Origin of the sequence: Pseudomonas sp. NPDC087697 (genome assembly GCF_044743155.1) — a bacterium.
In the GTDB taxonomy this organism is placed as follows: Bacteria; Pseudomonadota; Gammaproteobacteria; order Pseudomonadales; family Pseudomonadaceae; genus Aquipseudomonas.
In genome coordinates this window covers 43,376-58,456 of sequence record NZ_JBIUVW010000003.1, presented here as the reverse complement: position 1 = coordinate 58,456, position 15,081 = coordinate 43,376, and the positions used below count along the sequence as shown (strand labels likewise).

Below are 15,081 nucleotides of genomic sequence, written 5' to 3'. Positions count from 1 at the left end.
ATTACCCATGGCACGCCGTCGCCAGCATGATGAACACGTCAACCACGAGCGCTGGCTGGTGTCCTACGCGGACTTCATCACGCTGCTGTTCGCCTTTTTCGTGGTGATGTACTCCATCTCCTCGATCAACGAAGGCAAGTACAAGGAAATTTCCGAAGCGCTGGTCGGGGTCTTTACCAACTCTGACCGTGCCATCAAGCCGATCCCCATCGGTGACGAGCGTCCGAAGACCGTCACCCCGGCCAAACCGCTGGTCAAGGACAGCGAGCAGATCGACGCCGGCATCGCCCAGGCCAGCAAGGATCCGCTCAAGAGCATTGCCGACGACATCAGTGCAGCATTTGGCGATTTGATCAGCTCCAATCAGATGACCGTGCGTGGCAACGAGTTGTGGGTCGAAATCGAACTCAACTCCAGCCTGCTGTTTGGCAGCGGCGATGCCATGCCCAGCGATATCGCGTTTAACATCATCGACAAGGTCGCGGCGATTCTGAAGCCGTTTGACAACCCGATTCACGTTGAAGGCTTCACCGACGATCAACCGATCCGCACCGCGCAGTACCCGACCAACTGGGAGCTGTCCTCGGCTCGTTCGGCGAGCATTGTGCGCATGCTTGCCATGCAGGATGTCAACCCCGGGCGTCTGGCGTCGGTGGGTTACGGCGAGTTCCAGCCGGTGGCCAATAACGCGACCGCCGAAGGGCGTGCACGTAACCGGCGGGTGGTGCTGGTGGTGTCGCGCAATCTTGATGTACGCCGCAGCCTGACCGGCACCGGAACCGCTAATGCAAAACCGGACGCCGCGTTGAAGCGTGCTGGCACACAAACTGCACCCACGACTGTCAAGTCGCCGGGACGCGGGAGTGCCGTCAATTCTCCGTCATCCGGCTTATAACGTTGAGCTATTTCTCGGTTGTATCTATTCGACCGGGAGGAACAGTCTGAATGAGAGTCTGGGCAGTCGCCAATCAAAAGGGTGGTGTCGGTAAAACCACTTCCTCCATCGCTTTAGCCGGTTTGCTGGCTGAGGCGGGCAAGCGCGTGGTTGTGGTCGATCTCGACCCGCACGGCTCCATGACCAGCTACTTCGGTTATGACCCCGACAGCCTGGAACACAGCAGCTACGACTTGTTTCTGCACAAGGGCAGCGTGCCGCAAGGCTTGCCCGGGCAGCTGTTGCTGCCGACCAGCGACGAACGTATTTCCCTGTTGCCGTCGAGCACCGCTCTGGCGACCCTCGAGCGCCAGTCGCCGGGGCAGAGTGGCCTGGGCCTGGTGATTGCCAAGAGCCTGGCGCAGTTGTGGCAGGACTTCGATTACGCGCTGATCGACAGTCCACCGTTGCTCGGCGTGTTGATGGTCAATGCCTTGGCGGCCAGCCAACAGCTGGTGATCCCGGTGCAGACCGAGCACCTGGCGGTTAAAGGCCTGGAGCGCATGGTCAATACCTTGGCGATGATCAACCGTTCGCGTAAACAAGCGTTGCCGTTCAGCATCGTGCCGACCTTGTTCGACCGTCGCACACAGGCCTCGCTGGGAACCTTGCGGGTGCTGCGCGACATGTACCCGGAAGAAATCTGGCAAGGCTACATCCCGGTCGATACCCGACTGCGTGATGCCAGTCGCGCCGGCCTGACCCCTTCGCAGTTCGACGGCAAGAGCCGTGGAGTCCTGGCTTATCGTGCGTTGCTCAAACACTTGCTGGCCCAACAACTTGTTCCGCAGGTGGCTTGAGGTGAATCTTTTTTCTGTAGGAGCTGCCGCAGGCTGTGATCTGTTGATCTTGCTCTGTGACACCTTGGAAACCGTTAAAAGATCGCAGCCTTCGGCAGCTCCTACGGGAGTAGCGTCTCGATGAATCGGCCGGTGAAGATCACTTCGCGTCCGCAACTGGCATTGCAGTCCTATCTGGATGCGTTGTTGCAAGACGCGACCGAGGAATGGCCGTCAGAGGTCGACGTATTACCTGAGGTTGCTGAAGTCGTTGAAGCCGTCGAAGCAATCGAGGCTCAAGGCGCGATGGACGAGTTCCAGGCCGCGGTGCTTGAAGAGCAGGCCCGTGATGCACAGAAGCCAGTGGCTGCGGCGCCCGTTGTAGCGCCGGTTGCCAAGGCGCCAATCGTGGTGCCGGTACTTGAAGCACCTGTACCGATTGTGGCGCCGGTTTCATCGATCGCACCGTTACTGCAAGCTCTGGTGCCGCCGGTAGTCGAAGTCCACCTGCCGCCGAGCAACACGCCACCGCCGGTGGTAGGCGATGACCGGCCGAGTTGGGCTGCCGAACCGTTCGAGTGCCTGCTGTTCGACGTTGCCGGTTTGACCCTCGCGGTGCCGCTGGTGTGTCTGGGTTCGATTTACCCGTTGGCCGGTCATGAGCTGACACCATTGTTCGGTCAGCCGGAATGGTTCCTCGGGATTTTGCCTAGCCAGGCAGGCAACCTGAAGGTGCTGGATACCGCACGCTGGGTCATGCCCGATCGCTATCGCGATGACTTCCGCCAGGGCCTGCAATACGTGATCTCGGTTCAGGGCTATGAGTGGGGGCTGGCGGTGCATCAGGTCAGCCGCTCGTTGCGCCTGGACCCGAACGAAATCAAATGGCGCAGTCACCGGGGTCAACGGCCATGGCTGGCCGGTACGGTGATTGAGCACATGTGTGCGTTGCTGGATGTCTCGGAGTTGGCGGAGTTGATCGCCAGCGGTGGTGCCAAGCACATGGGCGGCAGCAAACCGCCCCACAAACCTACATAACAAACAGCTGGCCGCATACAAGGTGCAGCCGGACAGAACACACACCGCCACAGGCGGTTTTTCGAGGGGTCAGGGTATGAATGATAAGGCGTCGTCTGCAAAGGGTTCCGAAGATCCGATCCTGCAATGGGTAACCTTCAAACTGGACAATGAAACCTACGGCATCAACGTGATGCGCGTTCAGGAAGTCCTGCGTTACACCGAAATCGCTCCGGTTCCGGGTGCGCCAAGCTACGTGCTGGGCATCATCAACCTGCGCGGTAATGTGGTGACCGTGATCGACACCCGTCAGCGTTTTGGCCTGATGAATGCCGAGATCAGCGACAACACCCGTATCGTGATCATCGAAGCCGACAAGCAAGTGGTCGGGATCATGGTCGACAGCGTGGCTGAAGTGGTTTACCTGCGTCAGTCCGAGATCGAAACCGCGCCTAACGTTGGTAACGAAGAATCGGCCAAGTTCATCCAGGGCGTGTGCAACAAGAACAACGAACTGCTGATCCTGGTCGAGCTGGACAAGATGATGAGCGAAGAAGAGTGGTCGGAACTGGAGAGTATCTGATTGATTCTCGAGGTTGCTGTCATTGTACTGGGGCTCCTTTGGGTAGGAACCCTGGCGATGTTCCTGGCTTACACCCGTAAACAGCGAGAGCTGGCAGCACAGCAAGTCCAGGGTGATGCGTTGCGTGATCAGCGCATCAAGGACCTGGCCAAGCGCGTCGACAATTACCAGAACGGTAACGTGCGCATGGGCGAAGACCTGCATGAACTGCGTGCCGTGGTCGGCCCCTTGCCAGACAAGCTGGCTCAGCTCGAACAGCGCGACCCGTCGAGCCTGTCATTCGCCCAGGCAGCACGCCTGGTGGGGATGGGGGCGAGTGTCGACGAACTGACCCAATCCTGCGGCCTGACCCAGGCAGAGGCTGAGTTGATGAGCAAGTTGCACAAGAGCTGAGGCTTTCCGCCAGCGGCGTGTCTGAAAAGATCGCAGCCTTCGGCAGCTCCTACAGATGATGCGTTCGTCGTAGGAGCTGCCGAAGGCTGCGATCTTTTTTGCGCGTCGAACTAGTAATCCTCCCCCCGATCCGTCACATCCCTTTCCACCATCGCAGCATGCGGATCATGTCCTTCCGGAAACTTGCCCTTGAGTTTCCAGGCGAACGCAATGATCTCGGCAATCGTGCGGTACAGCTCTTCAGGGATGCTGTCACCCAACTCCATTCTGGCCAGCAGTTTCACCAGCTCGGCGTTCTCGTAGATCGGCACTTCATAGTCGCGGGCGATTTTCAGAATGGCTTCGGCCAGTTCGTCATCGCCTTTGGCGGTGAGTGTCGGGGCATGTTGGCCGTCGTACTTGAGGGCGATCGCCTGGCGCGGTGGATTGGGGTTCTTCATGCGGTTTCGTCGACCCAGCGTTGTTCGAGGCGGGTTTGAGGGCCTCGTGGCAAGACAAAGGAATCAAAAAAGGTGCAGATTTATTGACTGCGCTACGAAAGGGAAATCAGTCCTTACGGCTCGTTGACCGTCGTCAGACCAAGACCACGCCGCCTTAGTTTACTGCCTACAATTCTGCCGGATTCCGCCGGCTTGTGATTATTGTGCGCCATTGATAACTTGATCCTCGATTGGATTTGGCCACCTGTGTTAGATAATAACCAGGATATTTATATTTTGTGGCAGAAGTTCCATGCGGACTATTCAATGTGTAAGGGTGGAGTGGTTCTTTAATTCATTGAAGTCTCATTTTGCCAAGGTTCCGGAATCAGGTGGCTCTGAAAAAGACTTCCGATTTTGGTGAAGTCCACTTCAAACGAGCTGAGCGGTTGAGCCCCGATGGATTAGCTGTCTTTTATCGATGCCAAGTATGTCAGCAAACGTAAATAGTCCAGTCGTGAACGCTTTCTGATGGAGATGCACGAATATTGGTAGAGCTTATTTTTACAAGTATTGGACGGGGGATAGTTGTCAAGGAGAAGTAAATGCCTACAAAGGACACCTACGCACTTGCATGCGCCGGTCTAAAAAAATTGGCGCTGAATCAAACGTGTCGGGACGCGTTCAATAAGGACTCATTGTTTTTCGAGTTGTTTGAGCAGGCTGCCCAGCGTTACATTGTTTCGTCGGATAGGCACGAGCTCAATAGTAAGTTGAAAGTGTTGTCCGTAAAAGGATATCGACTAGGTGTTGAATATGTCGGTGAAGAAAATCATGACCCATGTGTTGTACAAGCTTTTGTCGATGAGTACCTGGCATCTATTCAGATGTTTTCCAAGGCCGGACTAACCCCGCAGTTAGATTTTGACTTGAGTGCTGTAGGGTTACTTGTATCCCAAGAAACTGCCTATCTGAATGCCACCACTATCTTGTCTGCCGCCGCTGAACACAATATTCCTGTGATGATTAGCATGGAGCATTCTTCGGCAGTCGATAAAATTCTAGAGGTTTATGCCGAACTAGCGCCCGCGCATCTCAATATCGGTATTACAGTACAGACGCACTTACATAGAACAATCGATGATTTGCCTAGAGTCATTGACTATGGGCGCAAAATCAGATTGGTTAAAGGGGTTTATAACGAGTCTCGGGAGATCGCTCTTCCCCGTGGGAGTGAGCTTGATGAGCGCTATCTGAAGTTGCTCGACGATGTGCTGGCAGCCAATGTTCCGGTCAGTTGTGCGACTCAGGATTCGAACTTGATCAAGCGTATTTTCGATCAGCCTCACCACCTGGATATCCAGGAGCTGGAAATGCTCCATGGGGTGCAACCCGAGGTGTTGCGCAACGCCAAGGATACGGGTCTTGCCTGTCGTATTGCCGTGGCTTACGGCAATAGTTGGTATCTGCACTTCCTGCATCGTCTGGCGGAATCTCCGGACAACATCCTCGAGGCATTAGCCGACCTCTATGACCCCTCTCGCATCATTTTTGGCGCAGGTTACTAACGGAGTATTTATGTTTATCGATCTGAGAAGCGATACGGTGACCAAGCCAACGGAAGGCATGCGCAAGGCGATTTATCAGGCAGAAGTCGGTGACGATTGCTTCGGTGAAGACCCTAGCGTTCGTGCGCTGGAAGAGTCCTGCGCCCATTATTTCCAGAAGGAAGCGGCGCTCTTCACCGCGGGCGGCACATTGAGTAACCAGTTGGCAATCAAGGCCCTCACCAACCCCGGCGATGAGATCTTTCTCGACGCTTCCTGCCACATCAATTTCTATGAGTCGGCGTCGACTTCGGCCTTTTCCGGGGTCAATTTTTCGCTTTCCAGTCATGAAAGTGGGCTGTTTGAAGTCAGTGATCTGGAAAAGCTCTACGTCTCCAAATGCCGCTGGAATCAAAACTATGCCGTGCCGCGGGTGGTGGTGATTGAAAATACTCTCGGATGCAAAGGTGGCGCGATCTTTCCTCTGCAGCAAATGAACGATGTCTTTACTTACGCCAAGGGCATCGGTGCCTATCGTTACCTGGATGGTGCGCGAATCCTCCATGCATCTACCGCCTCCGGCATTGACGCGACTTCCTACACTGAAAACGCCGACCTCTTGTCCATGTGTCTGTCCAAGGGACTTGGGGCGCCTATTGGTTCGATCATGGTGGGTTCCAAGGAGCTGATACAACGAGCCAAAAAATATCGTAAATGGTTCGGGGGCGATCTCCATCAGGCCGGCATGATGGCCGCCGCTGGACTGTATGCGATGCACAACCACATTGAACGGCTGGCCGAAGACCACGAACATGCGGCGCTGCTGCACCAGTTGCTCAGCGATATCGATGAGACGCCCACCCACTATAAGGGGACCAATATGGTTACTTTGGATATCTCCTCGTTGGGTATTTCCCCCGTGCAATTCGGTACTTACCTGAGTCAACAAGGAGTCGGCGGCTTGCCTTATAACGCCAAGGAAATGCGCTTCATGCCCCATATCAACATTACTCGCGCCGATATTCACAAGGCTGCCGGAATTATCAAGGAAGCAGTCCGAGAGTTCAGTCTGACGCGGGAGACCGTTAAGTGATCTACAAGAAAAATATCGTCCTGATCGTTGATGCCTATTCGATTGGCAGCTTGGTCGCGCCCGCTTTCATCTCTCGCGGATTTGAATGTGTGCACGTGCGTTCGACCGCCGACGTTAACGCGTTCTACGAAACCTGGTTCCGTACCGGGGACTTCATCATAGACATTCTCTACAGCTCGGACGCGGAGCTACGCCAGGCGTTATCCGAGTATTCCGTACAGTTTGTACTTGCTGGTTGCGAGTTTGGCGTCGAGCTGGCAGCTCATCTGGCCGCAGAGTTCAAGATCTCTCGACACAATGATCCGACCCACGCCATTCGCTGGCGCAACAAGTTCGAAATGCACGAGGCCTTGTCCCAGGCTGGCGTACGCTCGATAAAACACTTCAAATCGGATTCGCTGTCGAAGATATTGGAGTGGGTAAAGGAGCATAAAATTCTGCCTGTGGTGTTAAAGCCGATCAAAAGCGCAGGCTCCGACAATATTCATATTTGCACCCGGGAAAGCGAAATCGAATATGCTTTCCAGGTCATAAAATCGAGCCAGAACATCTTCCTGGAAAGCAACGAAGAGATCCTGGTACAGCAATACCTGGACAACTCGGATTTCAAATCCGAGTTGTTGCTTAGCAAGTCCAAGGATGTGGACATCGAATACTGCGTCAACACTGTGAGTGTCGACGGCCTGCACTATGTCAGCGAAATCATTCGCGTGTATCGCACCCGCATTGGCGCCTCGCCGGTGCATGACTACAACCAACTGATGTGCCCCGTGGACAATGCCGACGTTTATAGTCGTCTGTCGAATTACATATTCTCCGTGCTCGATGCTCTAGGCATCCAGCAGGGCGTCGGTCACAGCGAGTTGATGATCGTCGACGATCAGCCTGTGCTGCTGGAGACGGCTGCTCGCATGCCGGGCGGCATTGATCTTTCGGCCTATACCCGGGCCTTGGGGCATAACCAGTTGAGCCTTTGGATCGACTCGCTGATCAACCCGCAAGCCTTTCTCGAATACCGACAACGGCCAAGAAACAAACTCTACTTTCATTCCAGTTGTGTGTTCCTGATCGCTCGCCAGGCTGGGCCGATCAGGCGGGCACCGAACATCGCGCCCAGGAAGGCGATCCCCGGCGTGCACAGCATAAAAATCCAGGAGGAAGGAGTCCTTAAGGAAACCATCTCCCTGGAAAACTGCCCCGGTCACGTTTTCATCCTGAACAACGACCGCGTAGCCATTCAGGACAGTATTCAGTTGCTGCGTGAGCACGAGCCCTACGTCTACAAGGAAATGCTGGGATGAAGGAAGTATCGGGAGAGCTGGCCATGCAAGGCGGCGCCAAGGTCTATGTGAGGCCTGTGATTCTGCTACTGTCGGCGACCTTTATCTTGACCATTGCCCGGGCGCTGGCCTTGCCCTACCTGGTAGTTTACTTCTCCCAAACTTTCGGTCTGGGAGTGGTAGATATTGGTCTTGCGGTTGGCGGGGCGCTGATCGTCAGCTCGATTCTTGGGGTGTATGGCGGCTTCCTGGTGGACAGGTTCTCCAACTACCGGATCCTGCTCAGCGCAGCCACGGTGTTCGCACTGGCCTTCGCAGTGGCCTTTCAGGTAACCAGCATGGTGCCGTTCATCATCGCCATTGTGGTGGTGAACCTGTCCTATGCGGTGATCGATATCGCGGTGAAATCTGGAATAGGTTTTTTGGTGGCGCCGGACAAGAGGGGAAGCGTGTTCTCTGTTAAGTACACACTGACCAACGTCGGTTATGCCATTGGCCCTTTTCTCGGCATGCTGTTCGCGAAAATAAGCCCCGGATTACCGTTTGCGGTTTCGGCCTTGATCGGGGTGGCTTTTGTAGTGCTGTACGGGGTGCTGGGTGAGCGGATCCCTCGTCCGGTGGGTGGTGAGCGTTCGGGTAACGGTTTTGCCAGTGTGCTGGTTCATTTGCTGAGTAACTACCGGTTGGTCTGCTTTACGGTCGGGGGAATCCTCAGTGCGATCGTGTTCGGGCAGTTCACTGCCTATCTGTCGCAATATCTGATCGTGACCAGTGACCCGGAAAATACTTATCACATCATCAACTACCTGGTCACTACCAACGCCTGCGTGGTCATCAGTCTTCAATACCTGATCGGCTCCCGGATTAACCAGAACAACCTATTCCGCATGTTAATGCTGGGGATGTTGTTTTTTGTGGTAGGACTCATGGGCTTTTGTTATGCACAGATGCACGTCGTCTGGATAGTGGCCATGATTGTTTTTACCGTGGGCGAAATAATCATTATTCCAGCGGAATATCTGTTTATTGATTGCATCGCGCCGGAGGATATGCGAGGTGTTTATTACGGAGCGCAGAACTTGTCCAATCTTGGGGCTGCGCTCGGGCCAGTATTATGTGGTATTGCGCTATCGCTATATGCTCCGCAGACAATGTTCTATGTCTTGTCTTTGTGCATTGTATTGGCGAGTTTTTTTTTTACTTTATGGGTTCAAGGTGCGGACGTTGATTAATGATTCACTTTAATACTGCGGGTTCGGGACTTGTATCCGCCGAGACACTGAGCTTGATGCAGCGTTATCTGCAAGAGGAATCTGAATCGGGGGCTTATGAGACCGAACTGAGTTACGCGCCAATCCTGGACGTTGAAATTTATGACAACATAGCCCGATTGCTGGGAGCTGAGGCGCGTAATATTGCGCTTTTCGATGGTGCTACGAAGGCTTGGGTGACCGCGCTGGACTCGTTAACCTGGTTCGATGGCGCACGCGTTTTGGTCACCCCTTACGAGTACGCCGGCAACCTCATTGCGTTGTCGGCGTTGCAACGTCTGCATGGGATCGTGGTCGAGGTCATGCCGCTGCTGGCCAACGGCGATCTGGATCTGCAATGGCTGGCGCGACACATGAGCGCAGAAGTGAAGCTGGTCTCGGTAGTGCATGTACCCTCTTGCTGCGGCATTGTTAATGATGTTGAGGCAGTGGGTAATATTTTGCGCGATCACCCCTGCTTGTACTTTGTCGATGCCTGTCAATCGGCGGGCATGCTCCCTCTGGATGTGCAGGCTATTGGCTGCGATGTGTTGACCGCAGCTGGCAGGAAATTCCTTTGCGGGCCCAGGGGCACTGGGTTTGCCTACCTGTCTGAGCGTTTTCTGGCTGTTGCTCACCCGCGTTTCACTGATTTGATCAGGGCCAGTGTTGATGTGTTGGGAATGGTCAATCTGGGGATTGAAGATGCCCGGCGTTTTGAGTATGCCGAGCGCAACAATGCGGCAGTGGTTGGTTTGAATCAGGCGATCAAAGAGCGCCTGTCCGGTGCTTATAGAGTTGAGCTTGAGATCTACCAAAGCCTCTATTACAGCTTGGCACAGGCTCCGCACGTCAGTTTGATCGCACCGGGTGTGCACCAGGAGGGGATCATTGCGTTTACCCATAGTTGCTGTTCGGCAACGGAGCTCGTTAGCTATCTACGAGCCCAAGGGGTGAACTGCTGGTCAGGTTATGCTTCGCATACGCCGTATTATATGCTGGGACAGGGGTGTGAGCGCTTTGTACGAGTATCAATCAATGCCAAGAACAGTTTTAAGGATGTTGATGTTTTTATGTCGATACTTGACAGTCTGTAATAGTCATTCATGTAAAAATCTTGGGTAAGTAATGTCAGTGTTGATGGTGATGCTGCTGTAGTTGTTCGTAGGGGAGTAATCTCGGGCTGCATAATTACTTGCCCCTTGTGCTGGTCGTCTAGAATCAAAGAATAGGGAGTTTCGATGAGTGATGTGAACAGGTTTAATCCTTCTGCTGAAGTAAGGCAGCGCCTGCGTCCGCTGTACAAGAAAGATAACTGGCATTGGCTTTTGGGCGTGCTTGCGGATCTAGCCGTTATTGCGCTAGGCGTATTCCTAGCCAATCGCTACAACTACCTGTATCCACTGGCAGTCCTGTTTATAGGTTCTCGACAACGGGCCTTAGCCTCTCTTCTGCACGAAGCGGCGCACATGACTCTGGCCCAAAGCAAAACGCTCAACAAATTCGTCGGCGAGTATCTGCTGGGCTACCCCATCTTTCAGAACTATGAAGCCTATCGTCGATCTCATGTGCAGCTGCACCATCACAATCTCGGTGACCAGCATAAAGATCCCGACCATCGCTATTACATCGAATCTGGTTTGTACAACGCGCAAGACCGCTTCGATTTCTTGGTCGGTCATCTACTCAAGAGCTTGACGCTGGCCAACAGCTATCGATACTTCCTCTATCTGGTGAAGAACCGTGCAGGGGACATTCTGGTCAATCCGTTACAGGGCGTGAAGCTTCTGGCTGTTCACGTGGTGATGTTGCTGGTCTTCGGCTATTTCATCAGCCCATGGGCATATGTGCTGTTCTGGCTGATTCCTTACTTCACGGTCTTTCAGGTGATTGGCTGGTTCTCCGAGATTTCCGAGCACTTCGGTATGTTCGGCCTCTCCAATGATGAGGTGCAGCTCACGCGTAATCGTTTTCCCACCCTGATCGAGCGCTCGATCATCGGTATGCATGGCGATAACTACCACCTGACACACCACCTGTTTGCCGGCGTTCCGTTCTGGAATTTGAAGCAAACACACGAGGTGCTAATGGACGACGAGAGCTACGCGGCTGCCAACCGCGGCTGCGGCGGCATTTTCACCGCGAAGGTGGATGCCAAATCCAGCATCGATCAGATATTCGAGGCATATCGTAGCGGAAAAATCAGCGCCATCGTCGTCGCCGAGTAAAGTGCAGCGCTCCTTCGCTGAACTCATGACTTGCCTGATAAGCCCCTTCAGCATGATGCGCCCCAATGCCCATCATGTTGATAGGTTCTACGTCTATCCTATTAATGCTCTCATTGCCTCATTCCTGCCCTCTAGGCGTTATATCTCGCTCCACCCTCGGCGCATTCGGATCATGTCCTTCCGGAAACTTGCCCTTGAGTTTCCAGGCGAACGCAATGATCTCGGCAATCGTGCGGTACAGCTCTTCAGGGATGCTGTCACCCAACTCCATTCTAGCCAGCAGTTTCACCAGCTCGGCGTTCTCGTAGATCGGCACTTCATAGTCGCGGGCGATTTTCAGAATGGCTTCGGCCAGTTCGTCATCGCCTTTGGCGGTGAGCGTCGGGGCATGTTGACCGTCGTACTTGAGGGCGATCGCCTGGCGCGGTGGATTGGGGTTCTTCATGCGGTTTCGTCGACCCAGCGTTGTTCGAGGCGGGTTTTACTGCCTTGGGGTGGTGTGCCGAGGTGGCAGTCCAGATCGCCGACGTTCAGGCCCGACGCCAGCAGCTGCGCGCGCAATCCACCGAGGTTGCTTTCGATCAGGCTGGCGGTGTAGGGCCGTTCGGCCCAGAGCTGGCTGGAGAGTTTCCCCTGAGCCAGCTGTGCCTGGATCTGCAGGGGCCCGAGTGGTTCCATGTCGAATGCCAGTTCGACCCGCCAAAGCCGCTGTTTCGGATCGCGCTCGGCGAGTTTCTCGTGCTGTTCCTTTTCCGGTGTGTCCTCGCGTTGAAACTTGATCTGCAACGGCACGATGTCTTGCAGGTTACGCATGGGAATTTCCAGCTGCCAGGTGGTTTGCAGCTTGCCATCCTCGGTCATGCCGGTCTGTTCCAGGCTCGACAGTTGATGGCTTTGCAGGCGTGAAACAGCAGCTGCGGCCAGGCGCAGCAAGTGCTCCAGGTCTCCTTCACCCTCCAGGCTTTGCAGTAACCGCGAGGGCAGGGGGAAGCTGCTCGGTTGCGGTTTGGCGCTGACCTGGCCGAGAGTGCCGAGGGCGCTGCGGACAAAGCTTGGCAGTGCCTGGGCCAGGGTGTTGGCGGCGATGACTGCGTTGAAACTGGTATTGGCCGGCAGGCCGGGGGCCAATTGTGCGATCAGTCGCAGCAAATTGCCCTTCATGTCCGGCGTCAGCGCCGGGTTCTGGCCAGTGAGAAGTTTGGTTTCCAGAAACAACCCACTGTTCGCCAGGGCCTGGGCCAGACCCTTGGGCGTACTCAATTGTTGAGCATCCGGAAGGTCGGCGAGTAGTTTGTCGACGGCGGCGCGCAGGTCGTCGGACGTGGTGTCGGAGGCTGGCAGGTTTTGCAGGGCATCGATCAACCCGCTCAAAGAGCCTTGGCGACTTTGCTGGGCCAGCAGTTGCTGGCTCACCGCCAGTTGCTCCTGACGACCGGCCAGTGGCACGAAACTCAGGCTTTGCGCGCCTTGGACCAAGGCGCTGAGCAGACTGCCGATGCGTAAGGGCTGTGGGCTGTCGATACTCAAGGTGCTGCCACTGAGCGCGGTATTGAGCAAACTCACCAGCGAGCGATAGACCGCCGGTTGCCCCGGTGTTTGCGGCATCAGTTGGGTGGTCAGGACTTTACCTTGCAGCAATGTGCCGACCGGTAATTGTGAGGTGTCGAGACGGGTGAGGGTGGCGACGTTGGAAGCGATGGCCTGCTGCACCGTGATCGCCAGGCTGCCGGCTGAAGGCTGGCTGACCGTCAGGTTGGTGCCCTGAGGCAACGGCTGGTTGCTGGTGGCTTGGACAGTGGCCTGACGGCCGCTGTCGAGGGTGACCTTGAGCAGCAGCTGGAAAGTCTGGTCGTTCTGTTTGAGCGACAGCACTTGCGCACTGGCGCTCTGGCCGGGGGCGATCAAGCCGTCCATCGGGGTCTGCAGCTTGAGCAACTCACCACTGACCACGAGCGGGCGCGAGGCGGCCGGTGTGGTGGGGGGCAGTGGAAGGATGTTCATGTCGCCGGCCATCAAGTCACACCCTGTCGAAATTGCCCTCTTTGGAGTAGGACATGACATGTATAATGCCGCCCCGTTGTTGTCGGGGCGCGGAAAACATCGCAAATGTTTGACGCAGCTCTCTAGAACAGGCCGTCAATGCATCTATGCTGCATCACTTTAACGGCCGCTCCACTGCCGACTTGAACCGTAAAGGCCCGCGATCTCTTGACCATCCCTCTACTAGAAGCCGTAGCGCTCGCCTGTGAGCGAGACTGGCGGATGCTCTTCGAAAACCTCGAATTGCGTCTGGGCAGCGGTGATATGTTGCAGATCAGCGGCCCCAACGGCAGCGGCAAGACCAGCTTGCTGCGCCTGCTCGCCGGTCTGATGCAGCCGACCAGTGGCCAGGTGTTGCTCAACGGCCAGCCCTTGAGCACGCAACGCCCGGAGCTGGCCCACAACCTGTTGTGGATCGGCCATGCTGCCGGAATCAAGGACCTGCTGACCCCCGAAGAGAACCTCAGCTGGCTGTGTGCGTTGCATCAGCCCGCCACCCATGAGGCGATCTGGCAGGCGCTGACAGCGGTAGGACTGCGCGGTTTTGAAGATGTTCCTTGCCACACCCTGTCTGCCGGCCAGCAACGCCGCGTGGCCCTGGCCCGCTTGTATCTGGACAGCCCGGCGCTGTGGATTCTCGACGAGCCGTTTACCGCGCTGGATAAACAAGGTGTTGCGCAACTGGAAGAACACCTGGCCGCACACTGCGAGCGAGGCGGCATGGTGATTCTGACCACTCACCACACCTTGACCCGGATGCCGGCCGGTTACCGCGACATCGATTTGGGGCAGTGGGCCGTATGAGTGTGTTCGCACTGTTGGTCGCCCGTGAGGCGCGTTTGCTGTGTCGTCGTCCGGCCGAGCTTGCCAACCCCCTCGTATTCTTCGCCATTGTTGTCGCATTGTTCCCATTGGCGGTCGGACCTGAGACACAATTGTTGCAAACCTTGTCACCGGGTCTGGTCTGGGTAGCCGCCCTTTTATCGGTTTTGCTCTCGCTGGACGGGCTTTTTCGCAGTGATTTCGAGGACGGATCCCTTGAACAGTGGGTCCTTTCGTCGCACCCCCTGCCTCTTCTGGTTTTGGCAAAGGTGCTGGCACACTGGGCGTTTTCCGGCTTGGCACTGGTGTTGCTTGCCCCGTTATTGGCGTTGATGCTCGGTTTGCCTGCCGCCTGTCTGCCGGTTTTGCTCTTGTCGCTATTGCTCGGTACACCGGTACTGAGCTTGCTCGGTGCGGTGGGCGCGGCGCTGACGGTCGGTTTGAAGCGCGGCGGCTTGCTGCTGGCATTGTTGATTCTGCCGCTGTACATCCCGGTGTTGATTCTCGGCAGTGGCGCCTTGCAGGCAGCCTTGCAGGGCATGCCGGCAACCGGTTATCTGCTGTGGCTTGGTAGCCTGACCGCCCTGGCGATAACCCTGACACCCTTTGCAATAGCTGCTGGCCTGAAGATCAGCGTCGGCGAATAATAATGAGGTCTGGTTAAATTTTAACCGCTTTCTTTTTTAGAAAGGCAGA

General features: G+C 55.6%; 16 protein-coding genes. 13 read left to right on the top strand and 3 right to left on the bottom strand.

Features of this window, described 5'->3' with window-relative positions; translation table 11 throughout:
* Positions 1–7: 7 nt before the first annotated feature.
* The 5 genes from motD to ACIPIN_RS03630 all read left to right on the top strand — a co-directional run bounded on the left by motD (position 8) and on the right by ACIPIN_RS03630 (position 3,706).
* Positions 8–895, top strand: a complete 888-nt coding sequence (gene motD / locus ACIPIN_RS03650) for a flagellar motor protein MotD (RefSeq protein WP_401115409.1) — start codon at positions 8–10, stop codon at positions 893–895.
* Positions 896–945: 50 nt separating this feature from the next.
* On the top strand, positions 946–1,734 hold the full coding sequence (locus tag ACIPIN_RS03645) for a ParA family protein (RefSeq protein WP_054596306.1): 789 nt from the start codon (positions 946–948) through the stop codon (positions 1,732–1,734).
* A gap of 120 nt (positions 1,735–1,854) precedes the next feature.
* Entirely contained in the window at positions 1,855–2,751 is an 897-nt protein-coding gene (locus ACIPIN_RS03640; protein ID WP_401115406.1) for a CheW domain-containing protein, read from the top strand.
* Between the two features lie 76 nt (positions 2,752–2,827).
* Entirely contained in the window at positions 2,828–3,313 is a 486-nt protein-coding gene (locus ACIPIN_RS03635; protein WP_008024622.1) for a chemotaxis protein CheW, read from the top strand.
* Positions 3,314–3,706 (top strand): DUF2802 domain-containing protein, encoded by a 393-nt coding sequence (locus ACIPIN_RS03630; protein WP_401115403.1) that lies wholly within the window; start codon positions 3,314–3,316, stop codon positions 3,704–3,706.
* Positions 3,707–3,816: 110 nt separating this feature from the next.
* Here ACIPIN_RS03630 and ACIPIN_RS03625 read toward each other — a convergent pair whose 3' ends face one another.
* Positions 3,817–4,146, bottom strand: coding sequence for an EscU/YscU/HrcU family type III secretion system export apparatus switch protein (locus ACIPIN_RS03625; protein WP_401115400.1), 330 nt, complete (start codon positions 4,144–4,146; stop codon positions 3,817–3,819).
* A gap of 584 nt (positions 4,147–4,730) precedes the next feature.
* Between ACIPIN_RS03625 and ACIPIN_RS03620 the strand changes: the two genes are divergently transcribed.
* From ACIPIN_RS03620 to gntB, 6 genes are all read left to right on the top strand, one after another.
* Positions 4,731–5,693 carry a proline dehydrogenase family protein gene (locus ACIPIN_RS03620; protein ID WP_401115397.1) on the top strand — a complete coding sequence of 321 codons (963 nt, stop codon included), beginning with the start codon at positions 4,731–4,733 and terminating at the stop codon, positions 5,691–5,693.
* A 10-nt stretch (positions 5,694–5,703) separates the two neighbouring features.
* On the top strand, positions 5,704–6,765 hold the full coding sequence (locus ACIPIN_RS03615; RefSeq protein ID WP_401115394.1) for a threonine aldolase family protein: 1,062 nt from the start codon (positions 5,704–5,706) through the stop codon (positions 6,763–6,765).
* A complete protein-coding gene (locus ACIPIN_RS03610) occupies positions 6,762–8,066 on the top strand; it encodes a hypothetical protein (RefSeq protein WP_401115392.1) in 1,305 nt (434 codons plus the stop codon). The genes ACIPIN_RS03615 and ACIPIN_RS03610 overlap by 4 nt, the downstream gene beginning before the upstream one ends.
* A gap of 23 nt (positions 8,067–8,089) precedes the next feature.
* The gene (locus ACIPIN_RS03605; RefSeq protein ID WP_401115842.1) at positions 8,090–9,277 is read left to right on the top strand and encodes an MFS transporter; all 1,188 of its coding nucleotides are present in this window, start codon (positions 8,090–8,092) and stop codon (positions 9,275–9,277) included.
* Complete coding sequence (locus ACIPIN_RS03600; RefSeq protein ID WP_401115390.1) at positions 9,277–10,392, top strand: aminotransferase class V-fold PLP-dependent enzyme; 1,116 nt, start codon at positions 9,277–9,279, stop codon at positions 10,390–10,392. Before ACIPIN_RS03605 ends, ACIPIN_RS03600 begins: the two co-directional genes overlap by 1 nt.
* A 144-nt stretch (positions 10,393–10,536) precedes the next feature.
* Positions 10,537–11,523: a guanitoxin biosynthesis L-arginine gamma (S) hydroxylase gene (gntB, locus tag ACIPIN_RS03595; RefSeq protein WP_401115387.1), complete on the top strand. Its 987-nt coding sequence runs from the start codon at positions 10,537–10,539 to the stop codon at positions 11,521–11,523.
* Between the two features lie 118 nt (positions 11,524–11,641).
* Here the strand turns inward: gntB and ACIPIN_RS03590 are convergent, their stop codons facing one another.
* Both ACIPIN_RS03590 and ACIPIN_RS03585 read right to left on the bottom strand, forming a co-directional pair.
* Positions 11,642–11,968 carry an EscU/YscU/HrcU family type III secretion system export apparatus switch protein gene (locus ACIPIN_RS03590; RefSeq protein ID WP_401115384.1) on the bottom strand — a complete coding sequence of 109 codons (327 nt, stop codon included), beginning with the start codon at positions 11,966–11,968 and terminating at the stop codon, positions 11,642–11,644.
* Positions 11,965–13,536, bottom strand: a complete 1,572-nt coding sequence (locus tag ACIPIN_RS03585) for a flagellar hook-length control protein FliK (RefSeq protein ID WP_401115381.1) — start codon at positions 13,534–13,536, stop codon at positions 11,965–11,967. The genes ACIPIN_RS03590 and ACIPIN_RS03585 overlap by 4 nt, the downstream gene beginning before the upstream one ends.
* A 249-nt stretch (positions 13,537–13,785) precedes the next feature.
* Here ACIPIN_RS03585 and ccmA point away from each other — a divergent pair, with 249 nt between their 5' ends.
* Both ccmA and ccmB read left to right on the top strand, forming a co-directional pair.
* Complete coding sequence (gene ccmA, locus ACIPIN_RS03580; protein WP_401115378.1) at positions 13,786–14,367, top strand: cytochrome c biogenesis heme-transporting ATPase CcmA; 582 nt, start codon at positions 13,786–13,788, stop codon at positions 14,365–14,367.
* The gene (gene ccmB / locus ACIPIN_RS03575) at positions 14,364–15,032 is read left to right on the top strand and encodes a heme exporter protein CcmB (protein ID WP_262116711.1); all 669 of its coding nucleotides are present in this window, start codon (positions 14,364–14,366) and stop codon (positions 15,030–15,032) included. The genes ccmA and ccmB overlap by 4 nt, the downstream gene beginning before the upstream one ends.
* The last annotated feature ends 49 nt before the right edge of the window (positions 15,033–15,081 follow it).

Excerpts from the sequence above, each read along its gene's own strand:
- ACIPIN_RS03640 (WP_401115406.1), top strand. The coding sequence starts at position 1,855 with ATGAATCGGCCGGTGAAGATCACTTCGCGTCCGCAACTGGCATTGCAG.
- motD (WP_401115409.1), top strand. The coding sequence starts at position 8 with ATGGCACGCCGTCGCCAGCATGATGAACACGTCAACCACGAGCGCTGG.
- ACIPIN_RS03605 (WP_401115842.1), top strand. The coding sequence starts at position 8,090 with ATGCAAGGCGGCGCCAAGGTCTATGTGAGGCCTGTGATTCTGCTACTG.
- ACIPIN_RS03645 (WP_054596306.1), top strand. The coding sequence starts at position 946 with ATGAGAGTCTGGGCAGTCGCCAATCAAAAGGGTGGTGTCGGTAAAACC.
- ACIPIN_RS03615 (WP_401115394.1), top strand. The coding sequence starts at position 5,704 with ATGTTTATCGATCTGAGAAGCGATACGGTGACCAAGCCAACGGAAGGC.
- ACIPIN_RS03635 (WP_008024622.1), top strand. The coding sequence starts at position 2,828 with ATGAATGATAAGGCGTCGTCTGCAAAGGGTTCCGAAGATCCGATCCTG.
- gntB (WP_401115387.1), top strand. The coding sequence starts at position 10,537 with ATGAGTGATGTGAACAGGTTTAATCCTTCTGCTGAAGTAAGGCAGCGC.
- ccmA (WP_401115378.1), top strand. The coding sequence starts at position 13,786 with ATGCTCTTCGAAAACCTCGAATTGCGTCTGGGCAGCGGTGATATGTTG.
- ACIPIN_RS03585 (WP_401115381.1), bottom strand. The coding sequence starts at position 13,536 with ATGGCCGGCGACATGAACATCCTTCCACTGCCCCCCACCACACCGGCC.
- ACIPIN_RS03625 (WP_401115400.1), bottom strand. The coding sequence starts at position 4,146 with ATGAAGAACCCCAATCCACCGCGCCAGGCGATCGCCCTCAAGTACGAC.
- ACIPIN_RS03590 (WP_401115384.1), bottom strand. The coding sequence starts at position 11,968 with ATGAAGAACCCCAATCCACCGCGCCAGGCGATCGCCCTCAAGTACGAC.
- ACIPIN_RS03620 (WP_401115397.1), top strand. The coding sequence starts at position 4,731 with ATGCCTACAAAGGACACCTACGCACTTGCATGCGCCGGTCTAAAAAAA.
- ACIPIN_RS03600 (WP_401115390.1), top strand. The coding sequence starts at position 9,277 with ATGATTCACTTTAATACTGCGGGTTCGGGACTTGTATCCGCCGAGACA.
- ccmB (WP_262116711.1), top strand. The coding sequence starts at position 14,364 with ATGAGTGTGTTCGCACTGTTGGTCGCCCGTGAGGCGCGTTTGCTGTGT.